This is a genomic window from Halioglobus sp. Uisw_031 (assembly GCF_047729875.1).
Lineage (GTDB): Bacteria > Pseudomonadota > Gammaproteobacteria > Pseudomonadales > Halieaceae > Marimicrobium.
The window spans coordinates 1,472,104-1,485,806 of record NZ_CP159826.1; the positions used below are offsets into that span (position 1 = coordinate 1,472,104).

The following is a 13,703-nucleotide window of genomic DNA, read 5'->3' on the forward strand; positions in this document are numbered from 1 at the left end:
GGACCCAGCGACTCAAGCGCGTCTTCAATATCGATCGAGGTTTGCGGTCATTGCAGCGGATCGGTAACGGCTTCTCAGCAGGGACACTACTGAAAAACGCGTGGCACGGCCGGTTGCATGCTATCGTTCAGAAATGGACGGATATGCATTGTGCGATCACCTCGGCGAACAACTTTTCAGGGTAATCGGTGGTTATTTCGCGAATTTCTTCAGGTCAGTCGGCAGCATCAGTAAGGAAATCTAGTCTCAATAGGCTGTTTATTTGTCCTATACTTAAGCTTGCAGCATTAGAGAAGACCATCGCCTATCCCATCGAAACTAGCTTGTATTTGAGCGATCCCAGATTCCTGCTGGCTTTGCTCCTGATTGCTCTGACCGCACTACTTGACAGTATCGTTAAAGCGCGCCCATCCGCGTCGGGCCAATAAGCCAATGTTGCGCTTTAGAACTATCAGAGAATTTTCTGAAGTAAAGAGGTTAAATTATGAATTTTATTGAACGCCAATTTCCGCTATTAAGCTGGATTATGAAGGCCCGGGAAGCACGGTTTTTTGCAAAAGGATTCTTTGCAGCACTTTCCCAAACTCGTAAAAGCCGTTTAACAGCCAGAGAGCTAAACCTGCAGGTGGCAACGGATGCGGGAAATCAGCCTGATATTGCTGCGCTGCAATTTCAGCTTGGTATGACAAAGAATGTGCAGTTTCTGCCACTCAATAAGAACGTTGATAGTATACCGCTGGCAGAGAATGAAGTGCTCTTTGTGCCGGTATCTTTGGCGGCTAACAGATACATCACTTTTTACAACAGTGGGTACCTTATTCAGGGTATCGAAAACTTTGTAGATCCAAAGGGTGTGCAGAATACGCGATCGTTTAAATCAGCACCTTGCTGGGGGCGCTGCAAAGTGTATCGTTCAAACCATCCCGATATACAAGAAGGCAGTACCTACTATGGCTTCTGGCCGTTGGCGGCTTACTGTGTGCGCAGTGTTTGCGATGTGGACGACCAAGCATTTATTGCTTACTTAAATTTGCCAACCTTCAGTGGACCAAAAGAATGGTTGAAGTTGATTAAAATGGAAGACGACTCAAACGCAATGGATAACTACGAGTATATGAAGATAGGCATCACCTACGCGCGCGAATTAGAAGATATGAATTATTTCGATGCAGAGCGTTTGGTGATCAGTTCTGCTTCCAGTGCTTCCGGGCAAATTATTGCCATGTGCCTGAAGGAGCTAAATCCTTCTTTTACGGTGATTGGACTAACGTCCGAACGGAACTTGGAGTTTGTTAAACAGTTTTCGTATTTCGATGAGGTCTACCCCTATGACGAAATCAAATCTGGCCCGAACGCCAACAAGAGTCTCTATTTTGATGCCCTGGGTTGGGAGTCGGTAACAAAGGATGTTTTCGAACACTTCGAAATCTCCCGATGGTGGATCTACGGTGAGGGCGGCGATCGTACATTCTTCAAATATCTTAAGAAGAATCGTAAAGGGACACTTTATAGCAATCTGGCAGACTCTTATATCTACCAGATTCGAAGTGGTATTACAGATAACGAGATGTTAGAACAGTGCCGCAGCATGATTAACAAATACGACCTGGAAAAGCAGTGGTATACCGGTGTTCGGAAGGTATCCAAGAGTAAAGATCTATTCGATCTTTATCAAGCCTATGTGAACAACGCGCATAGCGGTGAAAAGGTAGTTTACCAATCGCCAGTACTGGCTGAATCGTAGTTGCTTAGAGTGGTATAGCTCCGTATATGGAAAGAAAATAAGTGCTAAGGGAGTGGATTAAACAGACTTTTCGCCGAGAACATAGGCATAGGGTGGCTGATGCTTATGGATATTAATCGGACGCTACAGTCGCGTGGTCACAAAAATTTCACCGCCGACAGATTGCATCAGTTCAGACCAATTGGATTTCTCCTTGGCATCCATCATGTCAACAACTTCCAAAAGTATAGGACAAATAAACGGCCTATTGAGATTAAATGTCCTGACTGATCCTGCTAACTGAACTAGAGAAATTCTCGAAATACCCGCCTAGTGGGCTGAAAAGTTGTTCGCTGAGGTGACCGTGCAATTCATATTCGTCCATTCCTGAACGAGAGCCCGCAGCAGTGTGTGTGGGGGGGTCTCCTTGGGCATGCCGGCATTGAATGTCTGCTGCGGCCCAAGAGAGGGTCATGTTGATTGTGGCCTACAGAGATATGTTCTATCCCCTGTGGGTCACGTGGTGACGCACCACATTTGGGCTGAAGTCTGTTGCCACCTTTAGAGGAGCCGTTAGCTAATAGAGGAGCCGTTAGCTAAGCCAAACGGCCATTTCACTTAGTACATCATAGGTCGAGGCCACGCGCCCCAGGCATTCCAGTTCATTTCGTTTGCCTCTGAAGCTTCCGCGGTTGCTCTTTGCTCATTCGCGATATTTTGCTGTATTGAGAGGCGTTGATACGCTTGATAGTTTTTCTCTGAACCCACGTAGACGCACTTGCAGGTAGTCGGGTCGGCATAAGCAAAGACCGTTTCTCCATCCATTGTCGTGGCCACAACTTTGCGTTCAGTCATGGTTTTAAGACGGGCCATCTTTTCCGGTGTATCGGCCAGTTTCATTTGGAAGCCCGCAGCGGATAGTCGTCTTTCTGTATCCATCGCTGATTGATTCGCGATGGAGGCGCAACCGGTGATTGCAACGGCCACCACTGCGGCGCCGAATGTTTTTGTCAGAATATTGCTCATGGTGTTCTCCTGTTAAGTGTCAATTCATTACCCGAGGGCACGGGGCAGCATATCATCTTTATACTCAGGCAACATATCCGTGAGTGCGCATCGCGGTGCTTGGGCGATGAGGGTCAGGGGGACTAAATAGATGAACTCACGTGTCTAAGAGGCTGCGCAGCGAGAGAAGTAGGATAGTCAGTGCCTTACGTTATAGACGTTTAACCGGTATAGTCTTTGGGAATAATACTAATTTAGCCTTTACAGGGCATTTAGGGAAGAAAACTCATGTCATTGAAGTGCAAGGCTCGACACTTTGCTCAACTGCTCGCAGCGGTTGTGCTTATCGGCGCATCACCAGCGGATGCGCAAACTCCAGCTCTCGCTTCGCAGGTGAGGGCCCAAGAGCAGGGCATCGCGCTCGCGATATCCAACAACACTACCTATAATTTGAGTACGCTCGGATCTACTGATAGCGAAGACAATGTCAACGGTCCTGGATTTCCGACCTTTATGCTTCCGTATCAGCATTCAGGGACAGGTATTTTTTTACGAGGCGGACCCGCGAGTGAGGGCTTGGTAGAACAGGTCTATTATCTGGAACCGCCTGACGGCCGCAGCCTGGTAGGTGAGGGCACGTATTTCAGTCTTGTGTTTCAGGCCGAGACGGATTGGGACCTCAAAGCCGCGGCAAGCGATGTGTTGCATGCGGTTAAGTCGAAGGTGTCTTCCGAGGCGAAGGACAGTCTAAAAGACGATGCGAAGAAGGGGGGTGATGATGCGCTTAAAGCGGCAGGGGCCGAGGATGGGATGACAGAGGTAATAGAGACGATGAAGGTGATAGAGGCCATCGCCAAATTGTTTAAGGCGCTCGACCCTGAGTACGTTATGGTGTTCGGCTGGCAGTCGCAGCCAAGTTATCCGTTCTACGCGAATGAATCCTGCATCTCTGAGAATGTAACCAGCCCCGCTCCCGCTAACGTTGTTATTGTAGGGCCAGATCAAACACCAACGGCTGACAACACCGATGAATTTTTCGTTTTGTCTGCACTCAGTGTGAATGCGCAAAACCCAGGCTTTGTTGATGCCAGTATCACGCCGATGTGTGCTTATGCCTGCGCCGCGTTTAATGCCTCCAATGATTGGCTTAATAGCTACACTGAAGCCGAATGTAATAGCCAGTTCACGGGCAGCAACACTGCGGCCGCTGTTGACGTCTATAACGGCTATGACCAACTGAATGCGTGCATACGTACTGCTGCGGATGGGCCAGCCGGCGTATCCTGGGTCACACCACCAACCGGCGCGATCGAACGATGGCATCCCGATGGCAGTTCATGCGTCCAGAATCCGATAAACTACCCAGTTGTCACGGACAGTATTTGTGGTGTCTGCCCCGGCTCAGGTCAACCTCAACTACCCAGCGGCAGTTGGCAGGAATCATGCGAACAAACCTCCTGGGAGTCTCCGACGCTTTGCGCCAACTGTGCGACCATTGTTTCCGGCGTCAGTTTTAATAGCTGTGCCACCTGCAGCAGCGGAGACTTTACGAATGATAACGGAACGCTGACCTGCGCCAATTCCGCGGCGGCCTCTAGTGAGCAAACATTGACATTTCCCGACTTGTCACCGCGATCGCCATTTTTCGAGCAGCTTGCTGCCGCTCAGCTTCCTGACCTAAGCAAGCCTTTTTCTGGAGAACGCCGATGAACGTAATAGTATCTCTTCATCCGATGCGAACGCTGCTTGCGATTTTTTCATTCGCTATGGCCCTTCCTGCTCAAGCGGTACTGCTGGAGTCCTATGAGGAAAACAATCAATACATTGGGGTGGCAAACTATGCCTTTAGCTACTCGTCGACGCCCTTGGTGGTGTCGGGCTACTGCGCAATTGGCACTGAAGAGAATAATAGCTCATGGATAACCATTCCATCTTCTTGCGATACCAGCACAGACGCCACCTGCTGGGCTGACACGTGTACTGGTGACGGGTGCTCTTTAGAATTGAATGCCGAGGCCACTATATCCGTAGGTTCGATGCGAAAGGGGCTGCTGCGGTACTATGCGGATAATCACAACGATAAAAGTCAAGGCTATTGCAACTTCTCGATTGGTACAGCGCTTTTTTCTATTAACTTCGGCTACGAGGACACGGGTGAAGATTTTTCACTGTCTCTTTACGCGGAAGCATATGTAGACGACGTATTAACTATTGTCACTAATTCGGATGGTTGGACAACGTCAGGCGCCTGCCCTAATGCACCCAATTTTACCGCTAGCAGCGGGAGCGATAATGTTGGCAGTCAATACAATTTAATTTGCAATGAGCAGTATGTTGTTAGCCTAGCGGCTGACCCCACTATCTCGCATGGCGCAATGATTTCCGTCGTCAACGCGCAGGGCTCGCTGCCGTCGGGCTCACAGGAATTTTCCGCTGATGCTTCCGTTTCATCGCAGCAGGCGTTTAACGGTTCATCGAGTCAAGAACAGGATTCACGCAAAGGGGTTAATCGCACTGCCGGCCCGTTGAATGCATCGAATCAATCCATCGCGGCGATTGCATCGGCCACAGAGGGGTTGCGCAGGCTGAGCAATCAGACCGCGGATGACAGACGATGGCTGGTGACCTCAGACGCTGAAGGCAAGGAGATGCGCGGAGCTTTGCTTTCCGGCCCCTCGCCTTATACGACCGATCTGGTCGCCTGCCAGCTTAGCGGTGATGATGGTAACTTAGACCCCGTACAGAGAAGCTATAGCTACGACTGTAACGTCGCCTCTCTGGATGGAACCTCGAACCGCAAGGAAGTGATGACGGTGCCCGGTTCAGTCCTGCGGCCGGGTCAGCTTCAAGCCCCGTTAACGAGAGTCCGCGCGACGAATCGTGGCGTTCCTTCTCAGGTTAATGTAGCGATTAGCGATTTTGCGAAGAGCGCGCGCCTCGCGTCTCCGGATGGCTCGAAGAATCTGGTCTGGCACGGCATAGGCACAACGGGTCGAGTCGTGATGGTCAAACGAGAGTTGGAGGACATCGTCGAAGTTGTTACGCATTCTCCCGACGCCTTAACCCCGATGTTTATGTCCTGTTCTGGCGCTAACGAGGGCCGCGCACTCAACCCCGTTTACGCCTGCACAGCAAATCTGAGGTGTACAGGCTCGCCCTGTCCCAGCGCAAGCTGGAGCACTGTGTCAAACCTCACGCTTCCGCTCGCGCTGTTCAAAAATAGGCCGTGCCAGCCCGGCAACGGTGTCGTTGCCGAGGCGCCTTTCTTACAGGTGTCAAACCCTACCACCCCTGGCCCGAGTTACCTGACGTTCCGCTCTACGCTGGTATTTCCGAGCGGCAGCGTGGTGAGACCCGACCAAACCGGTTTTCGCCTGCTGGTGCAAGATGCTAATGGCCATACCGTTGTCGACGCGGACGTCCCTGCAACTCCGGGCGGGGGACGAGGTCCAATGAACACATGGAAAATCCACGGAGGCGGGGAGAGGTTTACATTCCAGTCCTCTAGTTTCAGAGGCGCTCTTCGTCCGAAAGTCACGATCGAACAAGGAGATGGCCGCGACGAGTGGCTTGTCTCCGTGAGTGGCGGCACGCTAAGCGACTTAAACGATCTGGGCCTGAATTTCCCGCTCACTGCAAGCCTGACGCTGCAGCCGGCTGATCAAAACAGCGGGCTGTGTACGTCAACGGAATTTGCGAGTGCCTCCAACTGAGGCAGTGGAGGCGCTGCCTAGCATGTGTTGCTGGCAGCAGTGTTGCTTGTTCTTATCGGGTCATCGCATAAAATCGAGTAGCGCGTTCCAACTGCTGACGTCAGCGTGCTTGTCATAACTCAGTGGCAAGCCGTATTTTTTGCCGTTTTCGGTGGCAGCGGGATTAGTAAAGCCATGCTCCACGTTCGGGAACGACGTTAAATGATATTCGGCACCTGCATTTTGCATTTCTTTTACAAAACCAGCCACGATATCAGGCCCGTTCATTGGGTCCGCACCGCCCGTGGTGACTAATACTTTGGTGTTAACGCTGCCCGCCTGTGCAGGGCTATCGGTTTCCAGCAAGCCATGGAAGCTGGCAACGCCGGCTAATGCTGTTCCCGAGCGCGCTTGGTTTAACACCACAGCCCCCCCAAAGCAGTAGCCAATCGCATAAATACTGTGGGCGTCTACATTGCCGTGCTGCACTAACAGATTTTTAGCTTCCTGAAACCGCGCGTTCAGCTTCTCTGGTTCAGCAAACGCCGCGTTCATCATGCGCTCTGCTTCTTCAGGATCCGTTGCTGTTTTGCCATGGCCATACATGTCAACGGCAATGGCGGCATAACCCAAATCGGCTAATGCTTCGGCGCGCCCTTTGGCATAGTCGTTCAAACCCCACCACTCATGCACGACGATTACGCCAGCCTTTGGCTGGGCAGTGTTAGGCATGCACAATATCGCACTGCCCAGTTGATTGGGTAGGGTTAGGGTTTTTGTATTGCTCATTGGACGGATCCTGAAAAGTTAAGGAACGAAAGTATAATGATTTTATCAGGTCATTAGCTATTTAAAAGTCAAGAAAACACACACATACAGGTGGGCGCGGTGCGATCCAGTCCACAAGTGTTAGATGGTTCTTTAATCACATGTTGTTCACATTGCGGCCGTGAACAGTCGCTCAAAATCGGCCACAGTGCAGACGCGTGGGTTAGTTTGGTGACAGATGTCGTTACTGGCAATGGCGGCCAACTGCGCAATCTGTTCATGCTTAACGCCGTGAGCGGCAAGTCCGCCCACGATACCTACGTCGGTCTTGAGCTGGCGCAGCCAATCAATAAAGGCTTCACCACCGCCTGCAACGCCGCATACATGTGCCAGTTCGTCGAACTTCGCGGGAACCACTGGCTGATTCCAAGCCAACACAGTATCTATCATCAAAGCGTTAGCCAAACCATGGTGCAGATCACAGACAGCGCCTAAAGCGTGCGCGCAAGCATGCACGGCACCAAGGTCCTTTTGGAACGCGATAGCGCCTAGCATGGAGGCCATCATCATATCGGAGCGCGCCTGCAAGTTATCCGGTTCTATTACGGCGGTTACTAATGCTCTTGCGGCGATACGCGCGCCCTCCAGTGCGATGCCGTCACACAGAGGGTGATAAGCCGGTGACAGGTAGCTTTCAATATTGTGTGTGAGTGCGTCAATGCCGGTGGCCGCAGTGATATGAGGCGGCAACGATAAGGTGAGTTCTGGGTCAGCAAAAACACATTTAGCGAGAAGTTTCGGGTGAAACACTACGCGCTTTAGATGGCTGTCATCCTCGCTGATGACGCTAGCCCGGCCCACCTCGGAACCGGTGCCGGCCGTGGTGGGTAGTGCCACTAGGTAGGGTAGTGAATGCTCAATGGCGCGTGACTGCGGGTGGTCCCATGCGTACTCTATAATATCGCCAGTATGGGTCGCCGCGACGCCGACTAGTTTGGCAACATCAAGTGCTGCGCCGCCGCCAAATCCGATAATGCAGTCGGCGCGATGACCGATGAACGCCACGGCGCCGGCCATTACCTGGCTGGTAGTTGGATTGCCGAAAACGCCAGAGAATACTGCGACGTCGAGGCCTTCCAAATGCGTTTTGAATTCGTCTAGCACCGGCAGTGTAGCAAGTGCTTTGTCGGTGACAAGTAATGGCCGCTGATAGCCAGCCTCGCGAAGATGCGCTGCGACCAAGCGCCGCGCCCCAGCGCCGAATTGTATGTTGGTTGGAAAGCTAAAAGCGGTAACGCTCATGGTGATGGGCTCCGAGTTGTCTAGCGCACTGGGCGATGCATTAAATGATCTCAAAGTAGCGTTTCAATTCCCAGTCGGTCACACTGTCCAGCCACTGACGCCATTCCCATTCGCGGCTAGCGCTAAAGTGGTCGACAAAAACATCACCCAGCCAATCTCTGGCGATCTCAGATTGCTGAAACAAGCGCGTGGCGTCTATCAAAGTGCGCGGAACACCGCTTGTCTTTTCCGCGCCCCGGTTGGTGCCGGTAATAGGAGGCGACGTTAATTTAAGCCCTTTTTCAACGCCGTCGAGACCTGCAGCGATCACCGCTGCCATGGCCAGATAAGGATTGACGTCAGCGCCAGGGCAACGCGTTTCCAAGCGTGTCGCTTTTGGCGAGGCCGTAATAACACGGAAACTGGCGGTGCGATTATCCACGCCCCAGGTCGGCTTGACGGGTGCCCAATAGCCATCGACCAGTCGCTTGTAGCTGTTGATGGTAGGCCACAGCAGTGGCGCAAAGTCCATCATGAAAGCCAGCTGTCCCGCAAGATAACTTTCAAACAGCGGGCTCATGTTATGCGTGCCCTTCGCGTCGTAAAATACATTGTTTTTACCATCGGACAGGCTTTGATGGATATGTCCACTGCAGCCGGGCAGCTGTTGGTTTGGTTTGGCCATAAAACTGGGCATGATGCCAAAGCCGGCAGCGATTTCTTTGATGCCGGCCTTGAATAATACCGCCCGATCAGCTTGTTCTAGCGCGCTGGAAAAGGCGATGGCAGCTTCGTAAACACCTGGCCCCGTTTCAGTATGCAGCCCCTCTAGTGGCACGCCGAAGGCCAGCATTTGATCCATGATAGCGTTGAAATAGTCCTGATGTTGACTGACCCGCAATAGAGAATATCCAAACATACCTTGTGTGAGTGGTTCAGGGTCAACCCCTTTTTTGGCCGCCCAGCTCTGCGGCGTTTCGGCAAAGTTATACCATTCGAACTCCATGCCGGTCATTACCTGAAAGCCCATTTTCTCAGCTCGTTTGAGCACCCGCTGCAACGTCTGGCGGGCGCATGCTGCGTGGGGAGTGCCATCGGCGTTGACAAATTCGCCCAATACCAAAGGTATATCACTATCCCACGGGACGCGGCGCAGTGTGTCAAGATCCAGTCGCGCCAGTGCATCGGGGTAGCCGTGTTGCCAGCCGGTGAGCTCTGTGTTGTCGTAAGGGTGATCCATCATGTCCCACCCCATTACCACGTCACAAAAGCCGAAGCCGCCAGCAGGGAAGGGCTGGGCTGCACTCAGGAATTTATCAATGTGCAGGTATTTGCCGCGTAAAATACCGTCTATGTCAGTGACAGCCACCTTCACTTTGGTGGCGCCAGACTCTTTTAGCATAGTGATGGCTGAATGCTCACCTGTGTTTTTTTCTTCTGTCGCCATAGCCGTGATCTCGTCAAATAACTCGAAAAATAAATTGATGATGGGTTAGAGTGCCGACGCCTTGTCGTGCTCTAAGGCGAACTCCTCTTCGGGTGACAGAATTAATCGGTGGCGTCCGATAAGCGTGAAGTAAAGGATACCCACCGCAAACCAGCCAGCCACCCATAGGACACCTTGTCGGTAGATGGGGTCAGTGAGTTGGTAATAGACCGTTACTGTGGCGATCAGAATGGTTAAGCTAGCCCCTAAAATGCCAAACGGGCTGCGGTATGGCCGCTCCAACCGTGGTAACTTGCGGCGCAGTAAAATAAAGGATAAGGCCTGCATGATATAGGAGAACATAGCGGCAAATACCGCCATATTTAACAGCGTGCCGCCAATTGCCGCAGCGCCCTGGTCGACACCCATACTAAACCATAGAATAAACATAACGGTAAGTGCCAGTCCGGCGCCGGCGATCATAGCGCGGTGCGGTGTCTTGCGGCTGCCGTGGGTTACCGATAGGCCAGAAGGGAAGTAGCCCGCCCGGCTGAGCGAATAGATTTGCCTACCCTGGGCAAAGATGATGGTGTGAAAGCTGGCAACCAAACCCAGTACCGCTATCGTTGCCAATAGCTTTGCTATGCCGTCGCCATAAATAGCCTTGAAACCATCGAGTAGAGGCTCCCCGGAGCCCGCCAATTGAAACGAACCGACGCCAGCGATCGACGGGTTGAGCCATAAAATCATGAACGCTGATATCAGCAGTGTAAAAAAACCGGCCAGAATGCCGCGCGGCATATCCCGTTTGGGGTCAACGGATTCCTCGGCCGCCAGCGGCAATTGTTCGATGGCGAGGAAAAGCCACACGGCGAACGGCAGGCAGGCAAGAATGCCGCCGAACCCAAACGGCAAAAACGGCCCATTGCCGTCCGGCAGCAGTGCGCCATCGGTACCGACATTTAGCGCCCATTTCGCAAAGTCGATCGAAGGTAGGGCGCTGACCCAGAACACCAATAAGCAGGACAGTGCCAGCAAGGTCACCACCAGCGTTAGCTTAAATGACAACTCCACACCTACGATATTGAGGCTGATGAACACCACATAAAAACCGACCCACCACAGGGGTAGACTCGCCATACTGGTATCAAAAATACTGGCCATATAGCTGCTGATAAAGTAGACGATCACCGCGGGCGTCAGCACGTATTCGACATTTTCAGACAAGCCGGTCAGGAAGCCCCCCCAGCGTCCCATCGCAGTTCGAGCAAAAGAGTAGGCGCCACCGGTGTGCGGCAGAGCCGGTGACATTTCTGCCAATGAAAAACATAAGCCCAGGTACATAATGGCAATAATAATGGTGGCCACAAACATGCTGCCCCAGCCGTTGGCTAGGCCCAGGTTCCAGCCGGAGAAATGTCCGGAAATAACCGCTCCCACGCCCAAGGCCCACAGTGACCAAACGCCGGCATAGCGTTTTAAGCCGCGCTTATCAAAATAGCTCTGATCGACCGTTGCATAGTGAGTGCCAGCAGGATCCTGCATTGTCGTCTCCTATTATTGGTATCTTCACAGCCTAGCCCAGCCGGTATTATCGCCTCGGTTTTTGAAAGGGACAAGCTGTGGCGTCTTCTTCTTCTTCTATATCTGGAGCAGGGGAGCACAATTTTAAGCGCAGTAAATGCCGATGGTCTTGCGCTTTCGTCCCAAACATACTACAACTCGCGATGCAAAATGAACAGCGCCCTGCCATCACCCGCGGGGGGCTGCCCGTCGATGGCGATAATCATCCAGTAATATAGGAGATGGCGATGAACTTGGAAGACATCGAGTTAATAAAACAACTGAAGGGAAAGTACTTTCGGTTTCTTGACACTAATGCCTGGTCGGAGATGGCGGAAATTTTTGTGCCTGATGCCACTGCCAGCTACAGCGATGGTGACAACAGCTTTGACAGTCGCGATGAGATCATCCGTTTTTTATCACGGTCGATGCGCGGGCGCCAGTTTCTGTCCATGCACACGGCTCATCACCCCGAAATAACCGTGACCAGTGCAGACACAGCGGAGGGTATTTGGTACCTGCACGATATTGTCTACGCATTGAAGTACAAACTGCAGATTAGCGGCAACGGTATTTATCACGACCGTTACCGCAAAGTGGACGGCCAATGGCTGATCGTCCATACGGGTTATGAGCGAATTTTCGAGGTGCACGATACGCTAGGTGAGAATTTCAAGGTAGTAAAAAACAATTACAAGGACTGACGATGTTTGCTTTTATAACCAATATTCGGGCTAAGCCCGGCCAACGGGCCGCTCTGGCGACATTAACTCAGACGATGATGGAGCAAACTGCGACGGAGAGCGGAGTGCCGGTGTATGTGTTTCACCAGGCGGAGGATGATCTCGACGAGTTCTGGTTTTACGACCTCTATACCTCAGAGCAGGCCTATCAGGAGCATTGCAGCAGCGAGGCTTTCAATGCCATGATCAGTCAGCTGGGTGAGCTTGGTGAAATAAAGGTGATGCACAAGCTCATGCCCTACGGTTCAGTGAAAAGTGCGGGAATACCCCTTGCCATTTAGCGGTTGATGGGCGTTTGTGACGGTCGGGAAAATGAAATATTCGATTAACGTGGCATTTTGGATCCGTGCTGGCGATAGAAAGCGTACATTACGCGGTCTGCGATGACATCGTCGAAGTGGACAGGTGAGAAGTAAACAGCGTCTTTTAAAAAACCAGTTAAGTGGCTCCAAGTGATCTGACAACGTACACTGTCAGGCTAGGGTGAGTGGGGCTCACGCCGACCTTAGAAAGGCTGCCGGTTGCAACGCTGCCGCTTACCAAAAAAAGACGGGTGATGCGCGCTGCTAGCGGCAGTTATCCTCACAAAAATTACTCCGGATATGTTTTGGCTTCATGATGAATGAGAAAGAAAAGGCGGTACTTCGAGAACAGGCGATCACTTCGCCGATCACAGCGGACTATCCGTTTGACGTGGAGGCTAAGTTACTCAGATCTGTTGTTGTAGAATCATCAGTGATGCTCGACATCGGCGCGAATACCGGTGTTTACAGCACAATTTTGGAAGACATCGTCGGGTCCCAGAATCTGTATATTTTTGAGCCCCTTCCACATCTGCACCGGTATCTGAAAAAACGGTTCAAAAATGCTCATGTGTTCGATGTTGCGCTGTCTGACAAGGAGGAAAGACGCAATATTCGAGTGCCTTTTATCGGTGGAACACGAGTAGATGCGAGGGCGACTTTTAATGCACATACTGAATCCAATCTAACAGGGACTGATGAGGTTGCGGTGCAGCTGCTTCCCTTGGATTCTTTTGCAAAGAAAGCCGGCTTCGAATCGATAGGGTTAATCAAAATTGATGTTGAAGGACACGAATTAGAGGTGCTCAATGGTGGAGCCGAGACCATTAGTCAGTTCAAACCCCTGATATTGATTGAGATTGAGTCGCGACACCATCAATTCCCCATCACAGACATTTTTTCTAAGCTTGAGGGCTTGGGATATAAAGGTTATTACTTGAACCCTTCACAGTTCAAGTTATTCGATATTGCTCAATTCAATAGCGATCGAGACCAAAATCAGATGAATCTGAATGCAAAAGATCTATTTTATTACTTGAACAATTTCTTTTTTGTACACGAAGCATCAGCCAAAGATTTCGTTTCAAGCACCCTCGCATTTCTAGAGCGAGAAAAGCAACACGTCGAGGGCGCTATCGCGCCAAAAATCGAGGTGACAACACCCACTTAGGTTGCTCAAGCGCGCCTGTGAAGGTGATC

At 51.5% G+C, this 13,703-nt stretch carries 11 protein-coding genes; 6 read left to right on the forward strand and 5 right to left on the reverse strand.

Translation table 11 applies throughout. The annotated features are described in order from the left end of the window. Positions 1-484 precede the first annotated feature (484 nt). Complete coding sequence (locus ABXT62_RS06740; RefSeq protein ID WP_415357835.1) at positions 485-1,744, forward strand: DUF2855 family protein; 1,260 nt, start codon at positions 485-487, stop codon at positions 1,742-1,744. A gap of 597 nt (positions 1,745-2,341) precedes the next feature. Here ABXT62_RS06740 and ABXT62_RS06745 read toward each other — a convergent pair. Beyond that, positions 2,342-2,749 carry a hypothetical protein gene (locus ABXT62_RS06745; RefSeq protein ID WP_415357836.1) on the reverse strand — a complete coding sequence of 136 codons (408 nt, stop codon included), beginning with the start codon at positions 2,747-2,749 and terminating at the stop codon, positions 2,342-2,344. A gap of 267 nt (positions 2,750-3,016) precedes the next feature. Here ABXT62_RS06745 and ABXT62_RS06750 point away from each other — a divergent pair, with 267 nt between their 5' ends. After that, positions 3,017-4,438, forward strand: coding sequence for a hypothetical protein (locus ABXT62_RS06750; protein ID WP_415357837.1), 1,422 nt, complete (start codon positions 3,017-3,019; stop codon positions 4,436-4,438). After that, positions 4,435-6,441, forward strand: coding sequence for a hypothetical protein (locus tag ABXT62_RS06755; protein ID WP_415357838.1), 2,007 nt, complete (start codon positions 4,435-4,437; stop codon positions 6,439-6,441). Before ABXT62_RS06750 ends, ABXT62_RS06755 begins: the two co-directional genes overlap by 4 nt. A gap of 60 nt (positions 6,442-6,501) precedes the next feature. Here ABXT62_RS06755 and ABXT62_RS06760 read toward each other — a convergent pair whose 3' ends face one another. The 4 genes from ABXT62_RS06760 to ABXT62_RS06775 all read right to left on the reverse strand — a co-directional run bounded on the left by ABXT62_RS06760 (position 6,502) and on the right by ABXT62_RS06775 (position 11,440). After that, the gene (locus tag ABXT62_RS06760; protein ID WP_415357839.1) at positions 6,502-7,209 is read right to left on the reverse strand and encodes a dienelactone hydrolase family protein; all 708 of its coding nucleotides are present in this window, start codon (positions 7,207-7,209) and stop codon (positions 6,502-6,504) included. Positions 7,210-7,356: 147 nt separating this feature from the next. Next, the gene (locus tag ABXT62_RS06765) at positions 7,357-8,544 is read right to left on the reverse strand and encodes an iron-containing alcohol dehydrogenase (protein WP_415357840.1); all 1,188 of its coding nucleotides are present in this window, start codon (positions 8,542-8,544) and stop codon (positions 7,357-7,359) included. Further along, entirely contained in the window at positions 8,531-9,916 is a 1,386-nt protein-coding gene (locus tag ABXT62_RS06770; protein ID WP_415357841.1) for a glutamine synthetase family protein, read from the reverse strand. The genes ABXT62_RS06765 and ABXT62_RS06770 overlap by 14 nt, the downstream gene beginning before the upstream one ends. A 45-nt stretch (positions 9,917-9,961) precedes the next feature. Further along, a complete protein-coding gene (locus tag ABXT62_RS06775) occupies positions 9,962-11,440 on the reverse strand; it encodes an amino acid permease (RefSeq protein ID WP_415357842.1) in 1,479 nt (492 codons plus the stop codon). 266 nt (positions 11,441-11,706) lie between these two features. Between ABXT62_RS06775 and ABXT62_RS06780 the strand changes: the two genes are divergently transcribed. The 3 genes from ABXT62_RS06780 (at position 11,707) to ABXT62_RS06790 (ending at position 13,674) form a co-directional block, all read left to right on the forward strand. After that, entirely contained in the window at positions 11,707-12,162 is a 456-nt protein-coding gene (locus ABXT62_RS06780) for a nuclear transport factor 2 family protein (protein ID WP_415357843.1), read from the forward strand. A gap of 2 nt (positions 12,163-12,164) precedes the next feature. Continuing rightward, on the forward strand, positions 12,165-12,482 hold the full coding sequence (locus tag ABXT62_RS06785) for a putative quinol monooxygenase (RefSeq protein WP_415357844.1): 318 nt from the start codon (positions 12,165-12,167) through the stop codon (positions 12,480-12,482). A 334-nt stretch (positions 12,483-12,816) separates the two neighbouring features. Then, positions 12,817-13,674 carry an FkbM family methyltransferase gene (locus ABXT62_RS06790; protein WP_415357845.1) on the forward strand — a complete coding sequence of 286 codons (858 nt, stop codon included), beginning with the start codon at positions 12,817-12,819 and terminating at the stop codon, positions 13,672-13,674. The last annotated feature ends 29 nt before the right edge of the window (positions 13,675-13,703 follow it).

What these genes read in the sequence shown, in the direction of transcription:
- ABXT62_RS06740 (WP_415357835.1), top strand. Translation starts at nt 485, where the DNA reads ATGAATTTTATTGAACGCCAATTTCCGCTATTAAGCTGGATTATGAAG.
- ABXT62_RS06775 (WP_415357842.1), bottom strand. Translation starts at nt 11,440, where the DNA reads ATGCAGGATCCTGCTGGCACTCACTATGCAACGGTCGATCAGAGCTAT.
- ABXT62_RS06760 (WP_415357839.1), bottom strand. Translation starts at nt 7,209, where the DNA reads ATGAGCAATACAAAAACCCTAACCCTACCCAATCAACTGGGCAGTGCG.
- ABXT62_RS06745 (WP_415357836.1), bottom strand. Translation starts at nt 2,749, where the DNA reads ATGAGCAATATTCTGACAAAAACATTCGGCGCCGCAGTGGTGGCCGTT.
- ABXT62_RS06780 (WP_415357843.1), top strand. Translation starts at nt 11,707, where the DNA reads ATGAACTTGGAAGACATCGAGTTAATAAAACAACTGAAGGGAAAGTAC.
- ABXT62_RS06790 (WP_415357845.1), top strand. Translation starts at nt 12,817, where the DNA reads ATGATGAATGAGAAAGAAAAGGCGGTACTTCGAGAACAGGCGATCACT.
- ABXT62_RS06785 (WP_415357844.1), top strand. Translation starts at nt 12,165, where the DNA reads ATGTTTGCTTTTATAACCAATATTCGGGCTAAGCCCGGCCAACGGGCC.
- ABXT62_RS06770 (WP_415357841.1), bottom strand. Translation starts at nt 9,916, where the DNA reads ATGGCGACAGAAGAAAAAAACACAGGTGAGCATTCAGCCATCACTATG.
- ABXT62_RS06750 (WP_415357837.1), top strand. Translation starts at nt 3,017, where the DNA reads ATGTCATTGAAGTGCAAGGCTCGACACTTTGCTCAACTGCTCGCAGCG.
- ABXT62_RS06755 (WP_415357838.1), top strand. Translation starts at nt 4,435, where the DNA reads ATGAACGTAATAGTATCTCTTCATCCGATGCGAACGCTGCTTGCGATT.